We start from the raw sequence: 23,652 nt of genomic DNA on the forward strand, positions 1-23,652 counted from the left end.
CGCCGAGATGGGCATGGTTGGATGCGAAGGGAACCCCGAAAGGGGTTCAGGGGGAACGTGCAGGGCAAGGAGCCGCAGGGGGCACAGCAGATCAGGCTGAGCCCGACGGCAAACTGTGGCAGGTTGTCGAGTGGGCCCCCAGACGGCCCCGGGCGCCGCTCGGGACACATCCGAAAGCGGCATCAAGAGCAACCAGCAGGCGGGAATCGTGAGGATCTTCGGCAAGGTACGGCACCGCCCATCCGCCTCGTGGCGGCAGGCGACCGACCGCGCTTTCACGCTGATCGGTGACGGCCGTTACGAGGACGCGGGCGCTCTGCTGACCCGCGCCGCCGACATGGAGCCCTGGCTGTCGGAGTCCTGGTTCAACCTCGCCCTGCTGCACAAGTTCCGGCACGACTGGGAAGGCGCCAGGGCCGCCGGGCTGCGCGCCGTCGCGCTGCTCGACCGCGGCACCGGAGCGCCCGACTGGTGGAACGTCGGCATCGCCGCCACCGCACTCCAGGACTGGCCGCTGGCCCGCCGCGCCTGGCAGGCGTACGGCCTGCGGGTGCCCGCCGACGGCTCACCGTCCGGCGAACCGGTCGGTATGGCCCTGGGCAGCGCCGCCGTCCGCCTCTCGCCCGAGGGCGAGGCCGAGGTGGTCTGGGGCCGCCGGCTGGATCCGGCGCGCATAGAGGTGCTGTCGATCCCGCTGCCGTCCTCCGGGCGGCGCTGGGGCGAGGTCGTGCTGCACGACGGCGTCCCGCACGGCGAGCGGACGACCGCGGCCGGGCCTTCCTACCCGGTGTTCGACGAGATCGAGCTGTGGGCGCCGTCGCCGGTGCCCACCTGGGTCGTCCTCCTGGAGGCGGCCACCGAGGCGGACCGGGACGCCCTGGAGCGGCTTGCCGCCGATGCGGGCTTCGCCGCCGAGGACTGGTCGTCGTCGGTGCGGCTGCTGTGCCGTACCTGCTCGGAGAGCCGGATGCCGAGCGACGAGGGCGACGGCGAGCACCTCGATCCGCACGACCACAGCGAACCGGGGCATCCCGGGCCGCTGGGGCACCGGACCGCGGGCTCGGGTTCGCTGTGGGTGCCGGAGCGTGAATGCGGCATAGCGGCGCCCGCCGCGCTGGTGCGCGGGCTGCTGGACGGCTGGGTCGCGGACAGCCCGGACAGCCGGGAGTGGCGGGATCTCGAAGAGGTCTGCTGAGGGGGCAGGGCGCCTCCCCGTAGGCTGTAGGGCGTGTCGCGACGTCCTGCCGGGCTCGCGGCCCTGCCTCAGGGCGACCAGTCAAGGTTTTAGGGAAGGCGTACGGCGGAGATGGCCCAGCAGCCTGTGTTTGATCAAGACGGTGAGCAGCGCGTGGACGACGAGTTCATCGACGACACGACGGATGCGGAGCAGCGGGAGAGCGCCCACCGCGAGCGCGGCACCTCGCGGCCGATCACGGTCGTCGGCAATCCGGTGCTCCACAAGGAGTGCAAGGACGTCACGGAGTTCGGTGACGAGCTGGCTCAGCTGATCGACGACATGTTCGCCAGCCAGCGCACCGCCGAGGGTGTCGGCCTGGCCGCCAACCAGATCGGCGTGGACCTGAAGGTCTTCGTCTACGACTGCCTCGACGACAGCGGTGTCCGGCACGTCGGCGCGGTCTGCAACCCCGTCCTGGACGAGCTGCCGGCCCCGCGCCGGGTGCTGGACGACTCCAACGAGGGCTGCCTGTCCGTGCCCGGCGCCTACGCCGAGCTGGCCCGCCCCGACTACGCCGTGGTGCGCGGCCAGGACGCCCAGGGCAACCCGATCGCGGTCCAGGGCACCGGCTACTTCGCGCGCTGCCTCCAGCACGAGACCGACCACCTCTACGGCTACCTCTACATCGACCGGCTCTCCAAGCGGGACCGCAAGGACGCGCTCAAGCAGATGGCCGAGCAGGAGCCGCGCTACCCCGTCGTCGCCAACGACTGAGCCCCGCGCGCAGCAGCGCGATGCCCTCCTGCCGCACGGCCGCGGCAGGAGGGCATCGGTGTCTGCGGACTCCTAGAACTCGTCGTCGAAGGAGACCGAGCCCTCGACGGCGACCTGGTAGGCCGACGCCCGGCGCTCGAAGAAGTTCGTCAGCTCCTGGACGTTCTGGAGCTCCATGAAGGAGAACGGGTTCTCCGAGCCGTAGACGGGCGGGAAGCCGAGCCGCTGGAGGCGCTGGTCGGCGACGCACTGGAGGTACTCGCGCATCGACTCGGTGTTCATGCCGGGCAGGCCGTCGCCGCACAGGTCGCGGCCGAACTGGAGCTCCGCCTCGACGGCTTCCTTGAGCATGTCGGTGACCTGCTGCTCCAGCGCGTCGTCGAAGAGGTCGGGCTCCTCGGCGCGGACCGTGTCGACGACCTCGAACGCGAAGTTCATGTGCATGGTCTCGTCACGGAACACCCAGTTGGTGCCGGTCGCCAGGCCGTGCAGCAGGCCGCGCGAGCGGAACCAGTAGACGTAGGCGAACGCCCCGTAGAAGAACAGCCCCTCGATGCAGGCGGCGAAGCAGATGAGGTTCAGCAGGAAGCGGCGGCGGTCGGCCTTGCTCTCCAACTGGTCGATCTTCTCGACCGAGTCCATCCACTTGAAGCAGAACTGCGCCTTCTCCCGGATGGACGGGATGTTCTCCACGGCCGCGAAGGCGGCGGCGCGGTCCTCCGGGTCGGGGAGGTAGGTGTCCAGCAGCGTCAGATAGAACTGGACGTGCACGGCCTCCTCGAAGAGCTGCCGCGACAAGTACAGCCGCGCCTCGGGGGAGTTGATGTGCTTGTAGAGCGTCAGCACGAGGTTGTTGGCGACGATCGAGTCACCGGTCGCGAAGAACGCCACCAGCCGGCCGATCATGTGCTGCTCGCCCGGCGAGAGCTTCGCCAGGTCGGCGACGTCGGAATGGAGGTCGACCTCCTCCACGGTCCAGGTGTTCTTGATCGCGTCGCGGTAGCGGTCGTAGAAGTCCGGGTACCGCATGGGCCGCAGCGTCAGCTCGAAGCCCGGGTCGAGGAGGTTCTTGGTGCCGGTGGCGGGGCCGTTGCCGGTGGCGGTGGTTTCCGGAGCCGTGGTTTCCGGAACGGCGGTTTCGGGGGCGATGGGGCTTTCGGCGCGCAGCGCCGTCGTTGAGGGGCGGTGGTCGGGCGACGGGTTGGGCATTACTGGCAGGCCTCGCAGGACTCGGGGTTTTCCAGGGAGCAGGCGACCGCGTCGGGGTCGGTGGCCTGCTGCGGTACGGGGGCGGGGGTGGCGGCGGCGGTGCCGCGGGCCGACTGCGCGATCCGGGTCGCCGGACGGGAGCGCAGGTAGTACGTGGTCTTGATGCCGCGCTTCCAGGCGTAGGCGTACATCGAGCTGAGCTTGCCGATGGTCGGCGACGCCATGAAGAGGTTCAGCGACTGGCTCTGGTCGAGGTAGGGCGTACGGGCCGCGGCCATGTCGATCAGCGCGCGCTGCGGGACCTCCCAGGCGGTGCGGTACAGCGCGCGGATCTCCTCGGGGATCCACGCGACGTCCTGCACCGAGCCGTTGGCCTCGCGCAGCGCGTCACGGGTCCGCGCGTCCCACAGGCCCAGCGCCTTCAACTCCTCGATCAGGTAGGCGTTCACCTGGAGGAACTCGCCCGACAGGGTCTCGCGCTTGAAGAGGTTGGAGACCTGCGGCTCGATGCACTCGTAGACACCGGCGATGGAGGCGATGGTCGCGGTCGGCGCGATGGCCAGGAGCAGCGAGTTGCGCATACCGGTCGTGGCGATCCGGGCGCGCAGCGCCTCCCAGCGGTCCGCCCAGCGGGGCTCGGCGTTCGGGTAGTGGTCGGGGTGCAGCACGCCGCGGGCGGTACGCGTCGCGGACCACGCCGGGTGCGGGCCGTGCCGCTCGGCGAGGTCGGCGGACGACTCGTAGGCGGCGAGCATGATGCGCTCGGAGATCCGGGTGGACAGCTCCGTCGCCTCGGGGGAGTCGAACGGCAGCCGCAGCCGGAAGAAGACGTCCTGGAGGCCCATCAGGCCCAGACCGACCGGCCGCCAGCGGGAGTTGGAGGCGCCGGCCTGCTCGGTCGGGTAGAAGTTGATGTCCACGACCCGGTCGAGGAAGGCGACGGCGGTGCGGACGGTGGCGTCCAGCCGCTCCCAGTCCATCTCGCCGTTCTCACCCAGGTGAGCCGCGAGGTTGACCGACCCGAGGTTGCAGACCGCGGTCTCCCCGTCGTCCGTCACCTCCAGGATCTCGGTGCACAGGTTGGACGAGTGCACGACCTTGCCGGGCTCGGCGGTCTGGTTGGCGGTGCGGTTGGCGGCGTCCTTGAACGTCATCCAGCCGTTGCCGGTCTGTGCGAGGGTCCGCATCATCCGGGCGTAGAGCACTCGCGCCGGGATCTGCTTCAGGGCGCGGCCTTCGGCCTCCGCCTTGCGGTACGCGGCGTCGAACGCGTCGCCCCACAGGTCGACCAGTTCCGGCACGTCGGACGGCGAGAACAGCGACCAGTCGGCGTCCGCCTCCACCCGGCGCATGAACTCGTCCGGGATCCAGTGCGCGATGTTCAGGTTGTGGGTGCGCCTGGCCTCCTCGCCGGTGTTGTCGCGCAGCTCCAGGAATTCCTCGATGTCCGCGTGCCACGTCTCCAGGTAGACGCAGGCCGCGCCCTTGCGCCGGCCGCCCTGGTTCACCGCGGCCACCGAGGCGTCCAGGGTCCGCAGGAACGGCACGATGCCGTTGGAGTGGCCGTTGGTGCCGCGGATCAGCGAACCGCGCGCCCGGATACGGGAGTAGGAGAGGCCGATGCCGCCGGCGTGCTTGGAGAGCCTGGCGACCTGGTGGTAGCGGTCGTAGATCGAGTCCAGCTCGTCCAGCGGCGAGTCCAGCAGGTAGCAGGAGGACATCTGCGGGTGGCGGGTGCCGGAGTTGAAGAGGGTGGGGGAGGAGGGGAGGTAGGACAGCGAGCTGGTCAGCCGGTACAGCTCGGCGACGTCGTCGAGCGCCGCCGCGGAGTCGTTCTCGGCGAGGCCGCAGGCCACCCGCAGCAGGAAGTGCTGCGGGGTCTCGATGACCTGGCGGGTGGTGGGGTGCCGCAGCAGATAGCGCGAGTGCAGGGTGCGCAGACCGAAGTAGCCGAAGCGGTCGTCGGCACCGTCCGCGAGTGCCTTCTCGACCAGCGCGTCCAGGCGGGCCGCGTGGCTGCGGACGAACGCGGCGGTCCGGTCGGCGATCAAACCTTCGCGGTGGCCGACCTCGACGGAGGCGGAGAACGCCACGGAGCCCTGGCCGGCGGCCTCTTCGGCGATGGCGAGGGTGAGCAGCCGCGCGGCGAGCTTGGAGTACTGCGGCTCGTCGCCGATCAGGCCGGCCGCCGCGTCGATGGCCAGGGTGCGCAGCTCGGCCTCGTCGGAGCCGGGGTGCCGGCCGCGGAGCGCGGCGGCGGCCACCTTGCCGGGGTCGGTCGCGGTGAGGTCGGCGGTCAGCTCGGTCAGGGTGCGCAGCAGGGCGGTGCCAGGGGCGTCGTCGGCGTGCTGGGGGCGGCCGTCCGCGGTGGGGAGCGTGGCCGCATCGGGCGATCCGGCCTCGGCGGCTGTCGCGGACTCCGTTGGCGCGATGGTCACGTGGTGCTCTCCCTCACTCGGCGGGGGCCGGGAGGGGCGGTGCGCGACGGCCGCACGCGGGCATACGGCACCCCGGACACACGGGGCGCGGGCACACCGCGCGGCGTCCACCGGCCCATCCCTCGGGGCCCGGACGTATCGACGTCCACGCCGATGGCGGCGCGGGCGTACTGTCGGCAGGTCTTCGGACTCACAGGTGCGCACGACAGGCGGTGAAGCGATGTCTGCGCATACGTACACCGTTGCGGGACAGTTCCGGACTCACACCGGATTCCCCTGCGGCGACAGCGAGCACGAGCATACATGTGGGGGTGCCACCTCGTGCGCACCCCCACATCTAGTGAGTCGTGTGTGATCGCGCGGTGTCTGTCAGTGGTCCCCGCTATCGTCGTTCCCACGTTCCCCGCACTGCGACGACAGCAGGAGGAGGCCCCATGACCGCGCTCGCCGACCGGCCGCACAGCACGCTCACCGACTACTTCGAAGAGGCCGCCCGGATAGTCGAGCGGGCGGAGGAAGGCGTGCGGCTGGAATTCATCGGCGGGGTAGAGCTGACCCCGGGCGGACGGCCCGCCGCGTCCGTCCCAATACGGCGACGGCCCGCCGTGCCCGCCCCCATACGGCGACGGGCCGCCGCGTCCGGAGGGACGTGACGGCCCGTGCGGGTGCCGGAGAGAGCCGGGGTCAGTGGCCGGTCGCCGAACCCACTGCTGTGGGCGGCAGTTCGGAGTCGGCGGCCTTGTCGCCGACGTCCGCGGTGTAGTCCCCGGGGCTGGTCTCGTCGACGCCGTCAGGCGCCTTCAGGGCCCGCAGGACGAAGGTCAGCACGACCGTCACCAGGACGTTGAGCACGATCGCGGTCAGGCCGATGTAGCCGATCTGGCCGATGCCGGGGATCTCGGCGTTGGAGCCGCCGAAGTGCGCTTGCGTCGGGCTTGCCACGCCGTACGCCGCGAGCGTGCCGTAGACCATGCCGACCGCCCAGCCGGCCAGCAGCGCCCAGCGGTGGAACCAGCGGGTGAACAGGCCGCCGACCAGCGACGGCATGGTCTGCAGGATCCAGATGCCGCCCAGCAGCTGGAAGTTGATCGCCACGGTCTTGTCCATGCCCAGGACGAAGATCAGCGCGCCGACCTTCACGAGCAGTGAGACGAGCTTGGCGACCTTGTGCTCCTGCGCCGGGGTGGCGTGCGGCTTGATGAAGTCCTTGTAGACGTTGCGGGTGAAGAGGTTGGCCGCCGCGATGGACATGATGGCGGCGGGCACCAGCGCGCCGATCCCGATCGCGGCGAACGCCACGCCGGAGAACCAGCTCGGGAACATGTCCTCGAACAGCTGCGGGATCGCCAGCTGCGCGTTGCCGTGGGTGTCCGTGCCCGCCTTGATCGCCATGAAGCCGAGCAGCGCGAGGAAGCCCAGCATGAGCGAGTACAGCGGCAGGATGGTGGTGTTGCGGCGGATCACGTTGCGACTGCGGGACGACAGCGTCGCGGTGATCGAGTGCGGATACATGAACAGCGCGAGCGCCGAGCCGAGCGCCAAAGTGGCGTACGCCCACTGGTTGTTGGGGCCGCTGGCCAGCTCACCGCGCGGCTTGCCGGTCGGCCCCGGCTCGGCGAACGCCTTGCCCGCCGCGTCGAAGATGGCGTCGAAACCGCCGAGTTTGATCGGGATGTAGATGATGGCGACGGCGATGACCAGGTAGATCAGCCCGTCCTTGACGAATGCGATCAGCGCCGGCGCGCGCAGGCCCGATGAGTAGGTGTACGCGGCCAGCACCGCGAACGCGATCAGCAGCGGGAGGTCCTTGACGAACCAGTTGGTGTTCTCGCCGCCGCCGACACCCATCACATCCAGGACGGCCTGGATGCCGACCAGTTGGAGGGCGATGTACGGCATCGTCGCCAGGATGCCGGTGAGCGCGATGGCCAGCGACAGGCCCTTCGAGCCGAACCGGCCGCGCACGAAGTCGGAGGTGGTGACGTAGCCGTGCTTGTGCGAGACCGACCAGAGGCGGGGCAGGAAGGTGAAGATCAACGGGTACACGAGGATCGTGTAGGGGACGGCGAAGAAGCCGGCCGCGCCCGCGGCGTAGATGGCCGCCGGGACGGCCACGAAGGTGTAAGCGGTGTAGAGGTCGCCGCCGAGCAGGAACCACGTCACCCAGGTGCCGAAACTCCGGCCGCCCAGGCCCCATTCGTCGAGGTTGGCGGACTGCTCGGCCTTGCGCCAGCGGGCGGCGAGGAAGCCCATGACCGTGACGGCCACGAAGAAGAAGATGAAGACGGCCAGCGCGACGCCGTTGACGCCGTCCGTGCCGGCCGCGGCCAGGGCGGCGGATGGGGTGGTGGTCATGTCGCCGCACCGCCCTTGCGGATCCGCTGCTCACGCTGGACCAGCTTGTACGCGGTCATCGTGAGCACGGTCGAGATCAGCACCCACAGCATCTGGTACCAGTAGAAGAACGGGATCCCGATGAGCCTCGGCTCGACCTTGGCGTACGAACTCACCCACAGCATCGCCACGAACGGAGCGATCAGGCAGAGCCCGGCCACCACACGCGTCGGTGTGACGACCTGTCTGGAATCCGGCGTTTCGGCTTGCTCTGTCATGACCGTGGCTCCGTCCCTGGCGATCTCCTGTACGAGGCTGGAAATCTATGGCAGCGCCGTGGCAGACGTCACTAGCTGTCCGCATATCGGTACGGCAACGACATCTTCCGCCAGGGGAACGGGACTTGGGCGACGGGTGCGCTCGCGGCCGGCCCGCTGGTCCACGCGTACGGGAAGCCGGAGGTCATGGACCCGCGAGGCGGCCCGTCCGGATTCCGTGCGGTCCTGGCGGTACGGCGGTGGCCGAAACCCCGCCGTACCGCGGGGTTTCAGTCGGCCGGGCGGCGCAGCCTGGCGACGAACTTGTAGCGGTCGCCGCGGTAGACCGAGCGCACCCACTCCACCGGCTGCCCCTGGGCGTCACGGGAGTGCCGGGACAGCATCAGCATCGGCAGGCCGACGTCGGTGCCCAGCAGACCCGCCTCGCGGGGCGTGGCCAGCGAGGTCTCGATGGTCTCCTCCGCCTCCGCGAGGCGCACGTCGTAGACCTCGGCCAGCGCGGTGTAGAGGGACGTGTACTTGACGAGGTTGCGGCGCAGCGCGGGGAACCGCTTGGCCGACAGGTGGGTGATCTCGATGGCCATCGGTTCGCCGCTGGCCAGCCGCAGCCGTTCGATGCGCAGCACCCGGCCGCCCGCGGCGATGTCCAGCAGCCCGGCCAGCCGGTCGTCGGCGGTGACATAGCCGATGTCGAGGAGCTGCGAGGCCGGTTCGAGACCCTGGGCGCGCATGTCCTCGGTGTAGGAGGTCAGTTGCAGCGCCTGCGAAACCTTCGGTTTGGCGACGAAGGTGCCCTTGCCTTGGATACGCTCCAGGCGGCCTTCGACGACCAGTTCCTGGAGTGCCTGGCGGACGGTCGTGCGGGAGGTGTCGAACTCCGCGGCGAGCGCGCGCTCGGGCGGGACCGGGGTGCCGGGCGGCAGGGTCTCGGTGATCTCCAGCAAGTGCCGCTTGAGGCGGTAGTACTTGGGTACACGAGCGGTGCGCGTGGCGCTTCCACTGCTCTCCGCGCTGCCCCCGTCGGTCTCCATGACCCGCCCTTCCGACCCCTGTTGCGCTGCCGTCACCGGCTCCTCCGTACATAGCGGCTCACATCGTGGCACGGGTGGGATCCACGTGCTCTCTCGCAGGTCCGCGCCCGGCAGATGTCGGTCCGGTAACGGAGCCGACAGCGACTCTTATACACCCTTGACACCCCAAAAGGTCTAGGCCAAGCTGCGGGCACTGGTCTAAACCATTAAAGACCACACCCGGCCTTTAGGGGAGAGCGCAATGAAGCGTGGGCTCATAGCAGCGACGGCGGTCGCGGGAATGCTGGTGAGTGTCGCTGCCTGTGGGTCCAGCGGCAACAGCACGGACGGAGCCGATGGCTTCAAGGGGCAGAAGCTCACCGTTTGGGTGATGGACGGATCCAACCCGGCGCAGTGGACCGAGCAGGTCTCCAAGGAATTCAAGAAGAAGACCGGCGCCACCGTCGACTTCAAGGTCCAGCAGTGGGAGGGAATCCAGCAGAAGCTGACCACCGCCCTCTCCGAGGACACCCCGCCGGACGTCGTGGAAATCGGCAACACCCAGACCGCCGCGTACGCCAAGGCCGGCGCCCTCCTCGACCTCGGCGACCTCAAGAAGGAGATCGGCTCCGACTGGAGCGACACCTTCAACAAGGCCGCGATGGCGGACGGGAAGCAGTACGCCCTTCCGTGGTACGCGGGCAACCGCGTCGTCATGTACAACAAGAAGATCTGGGCCGACGCGGGCATCGAGGGAACCCCCAAGACCCGCAGCGCGTTCTTCAAGGACCTCGACACCATCAAGAAGAAGACCCAGGCCGAGCCGCTCTATCTGCCCGGCCAGAACTGGTACTTCTTCGACGGCCTGACCATCGGCACCGGCGCGAAGCTGGTGAAGAAGGAGGGCGGCAAGTGGGTCTCCAACCTCGGTGACCCCAAGGTCGCCAAGGCCATGGACATCTACAAGACGTACCAGTCCTTCAGCTCCGCCCCCAAGAACAAGGACGAGGCCACGCCCCAGCAGGCCGAGGTCTTCGCCAAGGGCAAGACCGGCGCCGTCATCGCCATGGGCTACGAGGCTGCGACCGCCGTCAAGGCCGACCCGAAGATCAAGGACGACATCGGTTTCTTCACCATCCCCGGTGAGACCGAGGCCAAGCCCGAGGGTGTCTTCCTCGGCGGCTCCAACTTCGCGGTCGCGGGCGGCAGTCAGAAGCAGGACCTCGCCAAGGCGTTCCTCAAGGTCGCCCTCTCGAAGAAGGCCGACGCCCAGATGGTCAAGGAGGTCGGCTGGACACCCAAGTCGCCCGACCTGGAGGACGCGGCCAAGGGCAACCCGGCGGCCGAGGCGGCTGCCCCCGCGGCGGCGAAGGCCGGCGGCACCACGCCGCTGATCCCGCAGTGGGCCGCCGTGGAGAACGTGCCGAACCCGATCAAGAACTACATGACCGCGGTCCTCAGCGGTAAGACACCGGCCGACGCGGCCAAGGCCGTCGACGGAGAGATCAACAAGCGGCTGGCCCAGCAGTAACCACCCTGTCAGGTACGGGCCGGCCGTCCCCGGCCCGTACCGCAGCGTGTGCGACACCGGTACCTACGGGGAAAAGGGGAGCAGAGGGCCATGGCAGTGCAGCTCGACGACGCGGTGGAGAAGACCGCGCCGCGGATCGGCAAGGGCGGCGCCCCGCCGGCCGGCCGCAGTACCGGCAGCCGACGTTCGCGGGTCGCCCGCGGCACGCCCTACCTGCTGCTGCTCCCCGCCCTGCTCGCCACCGCGGCCTTCCTGGGCTGGCCGATGGTGCGCAACATCCTGCTCTCCTTCCAGACCCTCAACATGAAGGAGCTGATCCAGCACCTCACGGTCTGGAACGGCACCGACAACTTCCAGCAGGTCCTGGGCAACGAGGAGTTCTGGCGGGTCACCGTCCGGACCATCGTCTTCACCGCCGTCAACGTCGTCCTGATCATGGTCATCGGCGTGCTGATCGGGCTGCTCCTCGCCCGCCTCGGCAAGAAGATGCGGCTGACCCTGTCCGTCGCGCTGGTGCTCGCCTGGGCGATGCCCGTCATCGCCGCCACCACCGTCTTCCAGTGGCTCTTCGACTCCCGCTACGGCGTCGTCAACTGGGTGCTGGACAAGCTCGGCTGGCACTCCATGGCCCACTACGACTGGGTCGGCACCCAGTTCTCCACCTTCTTCGTCATCACCCTCCTGATCGTGTGGATGTCCCTGCCCTTCGTGGCGCTGAACCTCTACGCCGCCACCACCACGATCCCCAAGGAGCTGTACGAAGCCGCACGCATGGACGGCGCCGGCACCTGGAAGGTCTTCACCTCGGTGACCTTCCCCTTCCTCAAGCCCTTCTTCCTCGCCACGACGTTCCTCGAAATCATCTGGGTCTTCAAGGCGTTCCCGCAGATCTTCGCGATCAACAAGGGCGGCCCCGACCGCCTCACCGAGACGCTGCCGATCTACGCCTTCACCGAGGGCGTCGGCAACCTCCACTTCGGCATGGGCGCCGCGATCTCGCTGCTGACGATCCTCGTGCTGCTCGGCATGACCGCCTACTACCTGCGCCTGACCCTCAAGCAAGAGGAGGACGAGCTGTGAAGCGCTCGCTCGCCGGCCGTATCTGGCCCAACGCGACGGCGATCGTGCTCGCCATCGGATTCGTCTTCCCCGTCTACTGGATGTTCAACACGGCGTTCAAGCCGACCGGCGACATCATCAGCGACGAACCCGTGTGGTTCCCCGTCAACGGCACCTTCGAGCACTTCGTCACGGCCGTCTCCGCGCCCAACTTCTGGACCCTCGCCGGGAATTCCGTCGTGGTGACCGTGCTCGCCGTCGGCCTCTCCCTGCTGATCGCGCTCTGCGGCTCCTTCGCCATCACCCGCATGCGCTTCAAGGGCCGCAAGGGCATCCTGCTGACCTTCATGGTCGCCCAGATGGCGCCCTGGGAGGTCATGGTCATCTCGATCTACATGATCGTCCGGGACGCGGACATGCTCAACAGCCTCGTACCGCTCACCTGCTTCTACATGCTGATGGTCCTTCCCTTCACCCTCCTGACCCTGCGCGGCTACGTCGCAGCCGTCCCCAAGGAGCTGGAGGAATCGGCGATGGTCGACGGCTGCACGCGACGCCAGGCGTTCGTCAAGGTCGTCTTCCCGCTGCTCGCCCCCGGGCTGATGGCCACCTCCCTCTTCGGCTTCATCACGGCATGGAACGAGTTCCCGCTCGTGCTCGTCCTCAACAAGGAACCCGCCAAGGGCACCCTGCCGCTGTGGCTCTCACAGTTCCAGAGCCAGTTCGGTGACGACTGGGGTGCCACCATGGCCGCCGCGTCCATCTTCGCCATCCCCATCCTGATTCTCTTCCTGTTCCTCCAGCGCAAGGCGGTCGGCGGTCTCACCTCCGGCGCAGTGAAGGGATGACGCAGCCCCATGACCACCCTCGTATCCTCCGCTGACACCCTGACCCGGGACGCACTCGCCGTCCTCCAGCCCGGCTTCACCGGCACCAGCGCCCCCGACTGGCTGCTCCGCCGACTCGACGAGGGGCTGGCGTCCGTCGGCGTCTTCGGCCGCAACGTCGCGGATCCCGGGCAACTCGCCGCGCTCACGGCGCAGTTGCGCGCGGAGCGCGAGGACATCCTGGTCGCCATCGACGAAGAGGGCGGCGACGTCACCCGCCTGGAGGTCCGCGGCGGCTCCTCCTTCCCCGGCAACCTCGCACTCGGCGCCGTCGACGACACCACGCTGACCCGCCAGGTCGCCCGCGAACTCGGCCGCCGCCTGGCCGCCTGCGGCGTCAACCTCAACTGGGCGCCGGCCGCCGACGTCAACTCCAACCCCTCCAATCCCGTCATCGGCGTCCGCTCCTTCGGCGCGGACCCGGCACTCGTCGCCCGGCACACCGCCGCGTACGTGGACGGCATGCAGTCCGCCGGGGTCGCCGCCTGCACCAAGCACTTCCCCGGCCACGGCGACACCTCCGTCGACTCGCACCACGACCTGCCGCGGATCGCCGCCGACCTCGCCACCCTCCAGGAACGCGAACTGGTGCCGTTCCGCGCCGCCATCGCGGCCGGAACCAAGGCCGTCATGAGCGCGCACATCCTGCTGCCCGCCCTGGACGGCACCCGCCCCGCCACACTCAGCGCCGCCGCCCTGCACGGCCTGCTGCGCGCCCCGGCGGCGGATGGCGGACTCGGCTTCGACGGGCTGATCGTCACCGACGGAATGGAGATGCGGGCCATCGCGGCCACCTACGGCATCGAACGCGGCAGCGTACTGGCCATCGCGGCCGGCGCCGACGCGATCTGTGTCGGCGGCGGCCTGGCCGACGAAGACACCGTGCTGCGGCTGCGCGACGCGTTGGTGAGGGCGGTGCGTGACGGCGAGCTGTCGGAGAAGCGGCTCGCCGATGCCGCAGCACGGGTGCGCGCCCTGGCGCGCTGGACCCGGCGTGCGGGCGCGGGGGAGGGGGCCGCGCCCGCACCCGAGGTCGGGCTGACCGCCGCGCGCCGCGCACTGCGCCGCACCGCCAGGGAACCCTTCACCCCGCTCACCTCCCCCGCCTACGTCGCCGCCTTCACCCCCCTCGCGAACATCGCGGTGGGTCACGAAACCCCCTGGGGCGTCGCCGCCGAACTGGCACGCCTCCTGCCCGGCACCGACACCGCCTCCTACACCGCCGAGGCCGCCGCCGACGGCACCGGCAGCCTGGTCGCCGGCCTGGTCACGGCCGCCGACCGGCGCCGCATCGTCGCCGTCGTCCGCGACGTGCACCGCCACCCCTGGATGGCCGACGCCCTCGACGCCCTCATCGCCGCCCGCCCCGACACCGTCGTCGTCGAGATGGGCGTCCCGCAGGCACCCCCCTGCGGCGCGCTCCACCTCGCCACCCACGGCGCCGCCCGCGTCTGCGCCCAGGCCGCCGCCGAGGCCCTCACGGGATCGGCCCCGTCCCACCCGACCGCACCGGCGGGCTGACCGGGCCGGTCGACCCGCGCCGAGCGGGCCACCCGCGCCGACCCGGCCGAACAGGCCGAGCTTCCCCGTTCGCCCGCCCCGGTCTGGGGCGCCCCGCCCCGCCCCGCCACCGCACACACAGCGGCCGGGTGCCCCTCCCAGGAGCACCCGGCCGCTTCGGCGTTTTCCTGCCGATGTGCCTAGATGCCCTGCCAGTCCGGCTTGGCCGCGTAGGTGGCGCGGAAGTACCCGGCGAGCTTCAGCTTCGACGCAGCGGCCTCGTCGACGACGACCGTGGCGTGCGGGTGCAACTGGAGCGCCGAGGCCGGCACCAGCGCGGCGACCGGACCTTCGACGGACTGCGCCACGGCGTCCGCCTTGCCCTCGCCCGTGGCCAGCAGCACCAGGTGACGGGCCTCCAGAATGGTGCCGATGCCCTGCGTGATGACGTGGTGCGGCACCTCGTCGAGGTGGTCGAAGAACCGGGCGTTGTCCTCCCGGGTCTGCTGGGTCAGGGTCTTGATGCGGGTACGCGAGGCGAGCGAGGAACACGGCTCGTTGAAGCCGATGTGGCCGTCCGTGCCGATGCCGAGGAGCTGAAGATCCACTCCGCCGGCTTCCCGCAGCGCACGGTCGTACTCCTCGCAGGCGCCCTGGACGTCATCGGCCGAGCCGTCGGGGCCCATGAAGGACTCCTGGCCGAGGCCGAGCGGCTCGACGACCTCGCGCAGCACCACGGAACGGTAGGACTCGGGGTGCCCCGCGGGCAGGCCGACGTACTCGTCGAGCTGGCAGATACGGGTCCGCGAGGCGTCCACGGCACCGGCCTTGACCTTCGCCGCGAGCGCTTCGTAGATGGGCAACGGGGTCGAGCCGGTGGCCACGCCGAGCAGAGCGTCGGGCTTGCGGCGCACCAGGGTGGCGATGGCCTCCGCGATGAGTTCGCCGCCTGCCTTGGCGTCCGGGACGATGACAACTTCCACGCTTGGCCTGCCGTTCTGGAGAATGGACTCATGTGGTATAGACCAATCTATCAGAGAGGGGCCCGCCGGGCCCGGTGGTGAGACGGCCCGATGGAAGTCGTCCCGTCCCTGCGGAGGCGTGAGGTGACTCTTGTTCCCGCCCGCCGCCATCCGGCTTCCCGCCCCTATAGTTGGGCGCCACCGGTGGCGTTGATCCACTGGCCCGTCACCCAGCGGCTGTCGTCCGAGGCCAGGAACGCCACGATGTCCGCGATGTCGCCGGCCTCCGCGATCCGGCCGAGCGGGGATATCGCCCGCGTCGCCGTCCGCGCCCCGGAATTCGCCTCCCCGCGCAGCCAGTGGGCATTCATCTCCGTGTCGACGGCGCCCGGCGCCACGGCGTTGACCGTGATCCCGCGCGGGCCCAGCTCCTTGGCCAGTGTCGAGGTGAAGACATCGAGGGCGCCCTTGCTCATGGCGTACGTGATCAGCTCGGGCTTGGCCGTGCCGCGCGTCAGGCCCGTGGAGGTGTTGATGATCCGGCCGCCGTCCCGCAGTCGCGGCAGGCCGAGCCGGGTGAGGAAGAACGGTGCCTTGGTGTTGAGCGCGAAGAGCCGGTCGAATTCCGCTTCGGAGACCTGCGTGATGCCGTCCGCCCTGCTGTTGGCCCCGGCGTTGTTGACCAGGATGTCCAGGCCGTCCGCCTGGGCGTCAAAGGCTTCCCACAGCGCCTCGACGCCGCCCGGTACGCCCAACTCGGCGTGTATGGCGAAGGCTTGGCCGCCCGCGGCCTCGATGGCCGTCACCGTCTCCTTCGCCGCGGTCGCGTCGTGTCCGTAGTGCACGGCGACCCGCGCACCGTCCCGCGCCAGCCGTTCCGCTACGGCCCGGCCGATCCCCCTGCTGCCGCCCGTCACCAGCGCGGTCCTGCCGCTCAATGCGGCCCCGCCGTTCCGTGCGCTCATCGCTCCTGCCCCCTCGTCGTCGCGACCGTTCGCTCGCGCGCCCGGCCCCTCGGTCAGCGTCCATCACCGCAGCGAGCGCCGTGCCATACTTTTATGTATCGCTCGCTACAGAAAAACCGTAACACGCTTCCGTACCGACCGCTATAGAATTCCAGGCATGGCAGCCAAGGAAACGAAGCAGCGCGGCCGGCCCCGGTCCTTCGACCGGGAGACGGCGCTGGAGAAAGCGGTGCGGTCCTTCTGGGAGCAGGGCTACGAAGCGACCTCGATCTCCGATCTGACCCGCACGATGGGCATCAGTGCCCCCAGCCTGTACGCCGCCTTCGGCGACAAGCAGGCGCTCTTCCGCGAGGTGGTGGCCGAGTACGGCCGGCTCCACGGCGGCTTCCTGGACCGCGCGATGACCGAGGAGCCGACCGCCCGCCAGGGTGTCGAGCGGGCGCTGCGCGAGGCGGCGGCCGAATACACCCTGCCCGGCCGTCCGCGCGGCTGCCTGGTGATCAGCGCCGCCCAGAACACCGCACCGGCGTCCGCCGATGTGGCCGACGAGCTGCGCGCGATGCGGCTGGCGAACATCGACGGGATCGAGAGCCGCATCCGCGCGGACGTGGCATCCGGCACGCTCCCCGTGGACACGGACGCGCCCGCGCTGGCCCATTACGTGGGCGCGGTGATCCAGGGGATGTCGCAGCAGGCGCGGGACGGCGCCGACCGCACGACGCTGGAGGCGATCGCCGAGCTGGCGATGAAGGTCTGGCCGGACAGCCCTTGAACCGGGCGCGGGTCGGGAAGGCGGGCCGGGCCCCGATACACCCGCGGGCCGCGGCGCCGGGACAGGACCCTCAACCTGTCCGGCACCGCAGCCCGGAGCTTCATCGGCCGGTTCCGTGGGGCGGGGTGTGCACCCCAAGTGCGGTAGGGGAGCGGCCCGTCCGGGAACCGGTCGATCGGAGACCTCGGCGCAGTCAGGGCAGAGAGCGCGTCGGCCTCGATCCGCTCTCCTGTGCGGGGAGAGCGGAGGTCTTTACCAGAGATATTGTGGACTAGACCATTCTGATCTGTCCATGCCCGTGCAGGAGAACAGATACACCGTACGCCGGTAGGCTCCCGTGTGTGCCCTCCATGAACGATCTCGTACGCCAGCACACCGCTCTGAGCGACTCCGACCTTGAATGGTTGCACCTGCTGGTCTCGGAATGGCAGCTGCTGTCCGATCTGTCCTTCGCCGACCTCGTGCTGTGGGTTCCCACCCTCGACGGCACGCGGTACGTGTCGGTGGCCCAGATGCGCCCGAACACCGGGCCCACCTCCTACCAGGACGACATGGTGGGTCACCTGGTACCCCGTGGTCGCCGTCCGATGCTGGACTCCGCGCTGGACGAGGGCCGGATCGTGCGCGAGGGCGACCCGGAATGGCGCGAGGAGGTGCCGGTCCGCGTCGAGTCCATCCCGGTCCGCCGCGAGGGCCGGGTACTCGGAGTGATCGCCCGCAACACCAACCTGCTCACGGTGCGCACCCCCAGCCGGCTGGAGCTCACCTACCTGCAGAGCGCGTCCGACCTGGCCCAGATGATCGCTGCCGGAACGTTTCCCTTCCCTGGGCAGCAGGTCGACATGGACGCGTCCCCGCGCGCGGGCGACGGCCTGATCCGCCTCGACGCGGACGGCGTCGTCCAGTACGCCAGCCCCAACGCGCTCTCCGCCTACCACCGGCTCGGCCTCGCCGCCGACCTCGTGGGACACCACCTCGGCCAGGCGACCGCCGAACTCGCCCCCGCCCGGGGCCCGGTGGACGAGGCGCTGGTCAAACTCGCCAGCGGCTGGGCGCCCAGGGAGTTCGAGGTGGAGGGCGAGGAAGGCGTGATCCAGTTGCGCGCCATCCCGCTCAAGCCCAAGGGCACGCACATCGGTTCGCTGGTCCTGCTGCGGGACGTCACCGAACTCCGCCGCCGCGAGCGCGAATTGATCACCAAGGACGCCACCATCCGGGAGATCCACCACCGGGTGAAGAACAATCTGCAGACCGTCGCCGCGCTGTTGCGCCTCCAGTCACGCCGGATGGATTCCGAGCAGGGCCGCGAGGCGCTCAACGAGGCGGTACGCAGGGTCGGTTCGATCGCGATCGTGCACGAGACGCTGTCCCAGACGCTCGACGAGCGGGTCGAGTTCGACGAGATCGCCGACCGGGTCCTCGCCATGGTCGCCGAGATTTCGCCCGGCAAGGTGACCGCCCGCCGCACCGGACGCTTCGGCATCCTGGACGCCGAGGTCGCCACCCCGTTGTCGATGGTGCTGACCGAGGTGCTGCAGAACGCCCTGGAGCACGCCTTCGACCAGAGTGAACACGGCACGGTCGAGGTCGGCGCGGTACGCGGCGGCAGCCGTACGGAACCGCGACTGCTGGTCACCGTCCAGGACAACGGCCGGGGGCTGCCCGACGGATTCGATCCGCAGCGCGCCGGAAACCTGGGGCTGCAGATCGTACGGACCCTGGTGGAGGGGGAGTTGGGCGGCGCGTTCGACATGGTGCCGGCGCCGGAAGGGGGCACGCAGGTGATCCTGGACGTGCCGGTCCGCGCCGAGAAGAGCTAGAACGCCGGCGGGCGGCGCACGGCCCCTGGACAGCAGTAAGCCCCGGACCCATCAGGTCCGGGGCTCAAAGCTCACGTTGCTCTGCGCATCGGGGGTACTGCGCGCTGCGGCTCGGGGGCCACGGGGAGTCTGTGTCAGGCGCTGGCGTTGCGCGCCCGGTTGCGAGCTGCACGGCGCTTCATTGCGCGGCGCTCGTCCTCACTCAGACCACCCCAGACGCCGGAGTCCTGACCGGACTCGAGCGCCCACTGCAGGCACTGCTCCATGACGGGGCAGCGGCGGCAGACGGCCTTGGCTTCCTCGATCTGCAGGAGCGCAGGACCGGTGTTGCCGATGGGGAAGAAGAGCTCGGGGTCTTCCTCGCGGCAAACGGCGCGGTGACGCCAGTCCATGGCTGCTCCATCTCCTCGTATGACGGGAACGTTGCTTGTGAATGTGAACGCTTTCACGAATCCCTCCGCACGGGAAGGGCCGAGTGCCAGTTCGCAAACTGGTGCGGACCTGTGGGATGAGGAGAAGGATTCGGGCTCTCAAGGGGGCCGGTGAAGTGGCCGTCCCGATCGCCATGAAGAGACTCGCAAACCTCGGCGACGGATACAACCCCTACTGGAAACTTTTTTTTGATTCCTTGGTGTCGCCTAGGTCACAGCCGTACTTCTAGGGGGTGGGAGTCAGCCTAAACGTTCGAGTGGAAGGACTTTAGGCCCTACTGCTCACACAATCACACGCAGTGCACGGCGTACGCCTGTGAACGTCACACTCGTGCGCAGTCCCAGATGGTCGCCGTCCATCTGGAAGGGCAAAGGCACCTGGGAATGCAAGGTGAAGGCCGTCAGATCGTGCAGGGACACCGCGTGCTTGCCGCGGGGGCCGCGTTCCGGTGTTGACGTCAGCAGCTGAGTGGCATACCGGGTCACCGCGGGGGGCGAGAGCTTGCTCAGTGCGAACAGATCCAGGGCGGTGTCGAACGACGCTTCCGGGGAGGGGTACAGCGGGCGATTGCCCAGGTAGCTCCAGGGAGAGGTGTTGCAGATTATCGACATCGCCAGATGCTCGACGATCTCGGTCGAGCCCGCTTCCTCGCCCGGCCGTTCGAGCGTGATGGTGCCCTGCCGGCGGTTCGGCTCGCCCAGGAACTGCCGTACGACCTGCCGCACGTACAGGGCGTGGGTCGAACGCTTGCCGCGTTCGCGCTGCTGCTCGACCCGGCCGACGACGCCGGCGTCGAAGCCGAAGCCGGCACAGAAGGTGAACCAGCGGGCCGGGACGCCCTCGTCCTCACTTCCGGGTGTCCCCGAGGCGAGCCCCAGGCTGACCGTGCGCTCGCTGCCGTCCCGCACGGCGTCCAGCAGGGCGCCGGTGGCCTCCACGACGTCGTTCGGCAGGCCGAGCGCGCGGGCGAAGACGTTGGTGGAGCCGCCGGGCACGACGGCCAGGCGGGGGTGGGACTGCGGGTCGGGGCCGTGGGTCAGCAGGCCGTTGACGACTTCGTTGACCGTGCCGTCGCCGCCGAGCGCCACCACCAGCTCGGTTCTGCCGTCCTCGGCGGCCTGCCTGGCGAGGTCGCGGGCGTGGCCGCGGTAACGGGTCTCGGCGACCTCCAGATCGAGGTCGCTGGCGAGCGCGTGGGTCAGTACGTCACGGGTGCGGGCACTGGTGGTGGTAGCTGCGGGATTGACCACGAGAAGTGCGCGCATGTGCGCCAGCGTACCTACCTGCGGGTTCTCGCCCGCACGCCCACCTCCGCAACGGGCCGCCGACGGGGGCGTGGGCCGGGGCGCGGGGCGGCCCACGCGGCGGCGCTACCCTGCTGGGGTGAGCAGTCAGCAGAAACAGTCCGCGAACCGAGCCGCCGGCGCCGCCGCGGCGCCCGAGCCGACCGGGCCGCGGCCGGCCCGGCTGACCGCCGCCGCCGCGCTCACCGCGGTCGAAGGGGTGGCCCTGGCCGCACTCGGCATCTTCATGCTGGTCGAGGGTCTGGCCGGCTCGCCCGACAGCCCGCAGCAGGCAGTGACGGGCGCGGTGACGGTGATCGTGCTCGCCGTGCTGCCGCTGCTCGCCGCCCGTGGCCTGTGGCTGCTGCGCCGCTGGAGCCGGGGGCCTTCGCTGATCACGCAGATCGTCGCGCTGCCGGTCGCCTGGACGCTCGTCAACGGCGGTGGCGTCCTCATCGCGGCCGGTGTCGTGCTCGCCGTGGCGGCGCTGGTGGTCCTCGGTCTGCTGGTCAACCCGACGGCCACCGAGGCGCTCGGCATCGGCCCCCGGGAACAGCGTTCCTAGAGCGGACGTGCAGGAGGGGCGGGGACCGTGCGGGCCCCGCCCCTCCTGTTGTGCCGTTGGCCGGCGCTCACTCCTCGACGAGGAGCTTCTCGCGCAGCTGGGCCAGGGTGCGGGCCAGGAGGCGCGAGACGTGCATCTGGGAGATGCCGACCTCCTGGGCGATCTGGGACTGGGTCATGTTGCCGAAGAACCGCAGCAGCAGGATCTTCTTCTCGCGCGGCGGAAGGTCCTCCAGCAGCGGCTTGAGGGATTCGCGGTACTCCACACCCTCCAGCGCCTCGTCCTCGGCGCCGAGGGTGTCGGCGACCGCGGGGGACTCGTCGTCGGTGTCCGGGACGTCCAGGGAGAGGGTGCTGTAGGCGTTCGCCGACTCCAGGCCCTCCAGGACCTCCTCCTCGGAGATCCCGAGGTGCTCGGCCAGTTCGTGGACCGTGGGGGCACGGCCGTGGCGCTGGGACAGCTCGGCGGTCGCGGTGGTCAGGGACAGGCGCAGTTCCTGGAGGCGGCGCGGGACGCGGACCGCCCAGCCCTTGTCGCGGAAGTGCCGCTTGATCTCGCCGACGACGGTCGGGGTGGCGTAGGTGGAGAACTCCACGCCGCGCTCCGGGTCGAAGCGGTCGACGGACTTGATCAGACCGATCGTGGCGACCTGGGTGAGGTCGTCCAGGGGCTCACCGCGGTTGCGGAACCTGCGGGCCAGGTGTTCGACCAGCGGGAGATGCATCCGCACCAGGGTGTTGCGGAGTTCCGCGCGCTCGGCGGAGCCGTCGGGGAGCTTGCGCAGTTCGAGGAAGAGCGCCCGCGCGCCGTTGCGGTCGTGCGGATCGTGGGTGTGCGCGGGCTCGACGGCGTGCTGGGGCTCTTGGGTGTCCTGCGGCCCCTGGGGGTCCTGTGCCTGAGGTGGGCGCGGGTCGTGCTGCTGCCCCTGCTGCTCGCTGTGGTCCATGTGATCCGCCTGCTCCGCCGCGTCCAACCGGCCGCCGTGGTCGTCTGCGCCCGTCGGACGCGGCCGGGAATGCTGGTCGGGGATGGTCGCACCGGGCGCCATCCCCGTACCGCGTTCGAGATCTTTCACGGGGCCCCCTGTTCGGTCATGACGGTCCGGGACCGGCGCCGCGCTCCTTGTACAGGCTGATGGTGACCGTACGGTCCTCGGCGACGGTGGAGTCGACCTTGCCGGCCAGTGCGGAGAGCACCGTCCAGGCGAAGGTGTCGCGCTCGGGTGCGCGCCCGTCGGTGGTGGGCGCCGAGACGGTCACCTGTAGTGCGTCGTCGATGAGGCGGAAGACGCAGCTCAGCACGGAGCCGGGGACGGCTTGTTGGAGCAGGATGGCGCACGCCTCGTCGACCGCGATGCGCAGATCCTCGATCTCGTCGAGGGTGAAGTCCAAACGGGCTGCGAGTCCGGCCGTGGCCGTACGCAGCACAGACAGGTAGGCACCCGCAGCGGGCAGACGGACTTCCACGAAGTCCTGATTCCCGGGCTCGCCTGCGATCTGGGACACCCTCACCTCCAAGGTGGCACAAGATGGTTGAGCTGGTATGCGTGACTTTTGTGCGGTTTCGGCGCATCTGTACCGGACGTCTCTCCTGTCAGGTGAAAGGAGAACGACGCGGCGCAGCACATGGTTCGGCTGCGACGCTATCGCGATCTCCGGGCCGGTGTCGCCCGGAGGGAGCACGGTTGCCGTCCGGGCAACGATCCGGCCCGTGGTCATCCATGGCCGACGTTGTCACTTATTGTAAGGCTACGGGTACGCACAGTGGCTAGGGGTCTGCACAGTCAAATCATTCCCGATTACGCTCCGTTGACTCACGAGGTCTTCGCGAGGTTGTGCAGCGCATCTCCAGTGAGCCGGAAGACCGTCCATCCGTCCATGGGCTGCGCACCGATCGACCGGTAAAAGCCGATGGACGGTTCGTTCCAATCCAGGACTGACCACTCGAAACGCGCGTACCCGCGATCCACGCACAGCTCGGCGAGCGCCGCCAGCAACGCCTTGCCGTGCCCGCCGCCGCGCGCCTCGGGGCGGACGTACAGGTCCTCCAGGTAGACACCGTGCGTGCCCGTCCACGTCGAGAAGTTCTGGAACCACAGGGCAAAGCCGACCGGGCCTTCGGCGGCCTCCGCGATCAGCGCGAAGGCCGCGGGCCGGTCGCCGAAAAGGGCCTCGGCCAACTGCGGCTCGGTGGCCCGCGCGGCCTCGGGTTCCCTTTCGTAGGCGGCCAGTTCGCGGATCATGGTGAGGATGACGGGGACGTCGGCGGGGGTCGCATCGCGGATCATGCGGCCAGGCTAAGAGGTGCCCGCCGGGAGCCGTGCGGCAGCCTCACACCAGGAGCTGGTCGGTGAAACACCACCGCCAGGTCTCACCCGGCTCGAACGAACGCATCACGGGATGGCCGGTTTCCTCGAAGTGCTCCGTGGCGTGCCGGAACGGCGAGGAGTCGCAGCAGCCGACGTGCCCGCACACCAGGCACAGCCGCAGCTGTACCGGGTGGCTGCCGGCCGCCAGGCACTCCAGGCAGGTGGCGCTGCGCGGGGCGGGCTCGGCGCGCGGCAGCTCAAGGACATGCGTGCACTCGCTCATGATGGCCAGGTTAGATCGCCGGAACGGGCGGCGGAGTGTGCCGGCGTCGACGGACGAGGTGCGGA

At 69.8% G+C, this 23,652-nt stretch carries 23 protein-coding genes and 1 riboswitch; of the genes, 10 read left to right on the forward strand and 13 right to left on the reverse strand.

Going from position 1 to position 23,652, the window contains the following annotated elements; translation table 11 throughout:
* The first annotated feature begins 208 nt into the window (after positions 1-208).
* Both ACIBK8_RS01270 and def read left to right on the forward strand, forming a co-directional pair.
* Positions 209-1,195, forward strand: coding sequence for a tetratricopeptide repeat protein (locus tag ACIBK8_RS01270; RefSeq protein WP_393683038.1), 987 nt, complete (start codon positions 209-211; stop codon positions 1,193-1,195).
* Between the two features lie 111 nt (positions 1,196-1,306).
* Complete coding sequence (gene def, locus ACIBK8_RS01275) at positions 1,307-1,951, forward strand: peptide deformylase (RefSeq protein WP_393682616.1); 645 nt, start codon at positions 1,307-1,309, stop codon at positions 1,949-1,951.
* 72 nt (positions 1,952-2,023) lie between these two features.
* Here the strand turns inward: def and ACIBK8_RS01280 are convergent, their stop codons facing one another.
* Positions 2,024-3,160 (reverse strand): ribonucleotide-diphosphate reductase subunit beta, encoded by a 1,137-nt coding sequence (locus tag ACIBK8_RS01280; RefSeq protein WP_399039433.1) that lies wholly within the window; start codon positions 3,158-3,160, stop codon positions 2,024-2,026.
* A complete protein-coding gene (locus ACIBK8_RS01285; protein ID WP_399039434.1) occupies positions 3,160-5,598 on the reverse strand; it encodes a ribonucleoside-diphosphate reductase subunit alpha in 2,439 nt (812 codons plus the stop codon). Before ACIBK8_RS01285 ends, ACIBK8_RS01280 begins: the two co-directional genes overlap by 1 nt.
* A 157-nt stretch (positions 5,599-5,755) precedes the next feature.
* Positions 5,756-5,916, reverse strand: a riboswitch (cobalamin riboswitch).
* Positions 5,917-6,032: 116 nt separating this feature from the next.
* On the opposite strand from ACIBK8_RS01285, the gene ACIBK8_RS01290 reads away from it, so the two are divergent.
* On the forward strand, positions 6,033-6,251 hold the full coding sequence (locus ACIBK8_RS01290) for a hypothetical protein (protein ID WP_399039435.1): 219 nt from the start codon (positions 6,033-6,035) through the stop codon (positions 6,249-6,251).
* Positions 6,252-6,282: 31 nt separating this feature from the next.
* Here the strand turns inward: ACIBK8_RS01290 and mctP are convergent, their stop codons facing one another.
* From mctP to ACIBK8_RS01305, 3 genes are all read right to left on the reverse strand, one after another.
* Positions 6,283-7,953, reverse strand: a complete 1,671-nt coding sequence (gene mctP, locus ACIBK8_RS01295; protein WP_399039436.1) for a monocarboxylate uptake permease MctP — start codon at positions 7,951-7,953, stop codon at positions 6,283-6,285.
* Entirely contained in the window at positions 7,950-8,210 is a 261-nt protein-coding gene (locus tag ACIBK8_RS01300; RefSeq protein ID WP_393682607.1) for a DUF3311 domain-containing protein, read from the reverse strand. The genes mctP and ACIBK8_RS01300 overlap by 4 nt, the downstream gene beginning before the upstream one ends.
* Before the next feature lie 269 nt (positions 8,211-8,479).
* A complete protein-coding gene (locus ACIBK8_RS01305; RefSeq protein ID WP_393682605.1) occupies positions 8,480-9,241 on the reverse strand; it encodes a GntR family transcriptional regulator in 762 nt (253 codons plus the stop codon).
* Positions 9,242-9,482: 241 nt separating this feature from the next.
* Between ACIBK8_RS01305 and ACIBK8_RS01310 the strand changes: the two genes are divergently transcribed.
* The 4 genes from ACIBK8_RS01310 to ACIBK8_RS01325 all read left to right on the forward strand — a co-directional run bounded on the left by ACIBK8_RS01310 (position 9,483) and on the right by ACIBK8_RS01325 (position 14,218).
* A complete protein-coding gene (locus tag ACIBK8_RS01310; protein WP_399039437.1) occupies positions 9,483-10,751 on the forward strand; it encodes an extracellular solute-binding protein in 1,269 nt (422 codons plus the stop codon).
* A gap of 90 nt (positions 10,752-10,841) precedes the next feature.
* Positions 10,842-11,831: a carbohydrate ABC transporter permease gene (locus ACIBK8_RS01315; RefSeq protein ID WP_399039438.1), complete on the forward strand. Its 990-nt coding sequence runs from the start codon at positions 10,842-10,844 to the stop codon at positions 11,829-11,831.
* Positions 11,828-12,658 carry a carbohydrate ABC transporter permease gene (locus ACIBK8_RS01320; protein WP_393682599.1) on the forward strand — a complete coding sequence of 277 codons (831 nt, stop codon included), beginning with the start codon at positions 11,828-11,830 and terminating at the stop codon, positions 12,656-12,658. Before ACIBK8_RS01315 ends, ACIBK8_RS01320 begins: the two co-directional genes overlap by 4 nt.
* A gap of 9 nt (positions 12,659-12,667) precedes the next feature.
* Positions 12,668-14,218 carry a glycoside hydrolase family 3 protein gene (locus ACIBK8_RS01325; RefSeq protein WP_399039439.1) on the forward strand — a complete coding sequence of 517 codons (1,551 nt, stop codon included), beginning with the start codon at positions 12,668-12,670 and terminating at the stop codon, positions 14,216-14,218.
* Positions 14,219-14,397: 179 nt separating this feature from the next.
* Here the strand turns inward: ACIBK8_RS01325 and nagB are convergent, their stop codons facing one another.
* Entirely contained in the window at positions 14,398-15,180 is a 783-nt protein-coding gene (gene nagB / locus ACIBK8_RS01330) for a glucosamine-6-phosphate deaminase (protein ID WP_399039441.1), read from the reverse strand.
* Between the two features lie 164 nt (positions 15,181-15,344).
* Positions 15,345-16,124 carry an SDR family oxidoreductase gene (locus tag ACIBK8_RS01335; protein ID WP_399039442.1) on the reverse strand — a complete coding sequence of 260 codons (780 nt, stop codon included), beginning with the start codon at positions 16,122-16,124 and terminating at the stop codon, positions 15,345-15,347.
* 157 nt (positions 16,125-16,281) lie between these two features.
* Between ACIBK8_RS01335 and ACIBK8_RS01340 the strand changes: the two genes are divergently transcribed.
* Complete coding sequence (locus ACIBK8_RS01340) at positions 16,282-16,896, forward strand: TetR/AcrR family transcriptional regulator (RefSeq protein WP_399039443.1); 615 nt, start codon at positions 16,282-16,284, stop codon at positions 16,894-16,896.
* Between the two features lie 350 nt (positions 16,897-17,246).
* Positions 17,247-18,716, forward strand: coding sequence for a sensor histidine kinase (locus ACIBK8_RS01345; RefSeq protein WP_399039779.1), 1,470 nt, complete (start codon positions 17,247-17,249; stop codon positions 18,714-18,716).
* A 134-nt stretch (positions 18,717-18,850) separates the two neighbouring features.
* On the opposite strand, the gene ACIBK8_RS01350 is transcribed toward ACIBK8_RS01345, so the two are convergent.
* Entirely contained in the window at positions 18,851-19,108 is a 258-nt protein-coding gene (locus tag ACIBK8_RS01350) for a WhiB family transcriptional regulator (RefSeq protein WP_003983230.1), read from the reverse strand.
* A gap of 321 nt (positions 19,109-19,429) precedes the next feature.
* A complete protein-coding gene (locus ACIBK8_RS01355; RefSeq protein ID WP_393682589.1) occupies positions 19,430-20,413 on the reverse strand; it encodes a diacylglycerol/lipid kinase family protein in 984 nt (327 codons plus the stop codon).
* 118 nt (positions 20,414-20,531) lie between these two features.
* Here ACIBK8_RS01355 and ACIBK8_RS01360 point away from each other — a divergent pair, with 118 nt between their 5' ends.
* Complete coding sequence (locus tag ACIBK8_RS01360) at positions 20,532-20,996, forward strand: hypothetical protein (protein ID WP_399039444.1); 465 nt, start codon at positions 20,532-20,534, stop codon at positions 20,994-20,996.
* A gap of 67 nt (positions 20,997-21,063) precedes the next feature.
* Here the strand turns inward: ACIBK8_RS01360 and ACIBK8_RS01365 are convergent, their stop codons facing one another.
* The 4 genes from ACIBK8_RS01365 to ACIBK8_RS01380 form a co-directional block, all read right to left on the reverse strand.
* Positions 21,064-22,044 (reverse strand): RNA polymerase sigma factor SigF, encoded by a 981-nt coding sequence (locus ACIBK8_RS01365; RefSeq protein ID WP_399039780.1) that lies wholly within the window; start codon positions 22,042-22,044, stop codon positions 21,064-21,066.
* A 43-nt stretch (positions 22,045-22,087) separates the two neighbouring features.
* On the reverse strand, positions 22,088-22,501 hold the full coding sequence (locus ACIBK8_RS01370) for an anti-sigma regulatory factor (RefSeq protein ID WP_052860744.1): 414 nt from the start codon (positions 22,499-22,501) through the stop codon (positions 22,088-22,090).
* Positions 22,502-22,809: 308 nt separating this feature from the next.
* Positions 22,810-23,283: a GNAT family N-acetyltransferase gene (locus ACIBK8_RS01375; RefSeq protein WP_399039445.1), complete on the reverse strand. Its 474-nt coding sequence runs from the start codon at positions 23,281-23,283 to the stop codon at positions 22,810-22,812.
* 43 nt (positions 23,284-23,326) lie between these two features.
* Complete coding sequence (locus ACIBK8_RS01380) at positions 23,327-23,587, reverse strand: UBP-type zinc finger domain-containing protein (RefSeq protein WP_393682583.1); 261 nt, start codon at positions 23,585-23,587, stop codon at positions 23,327-23,329.
* Between the last annotated feature and the right edge of the window lie 65 nt (positions 23,588-23,652).

Origin of the sequence: Streptomyces sp. NPDC050161 (assembly GCF_044460025.1) — a bacterium.
GTDB lineage: Bacteria > Actinomycetota > Actinomycetes > Streptomycetales > Streptomycetaceae > Streptomyces.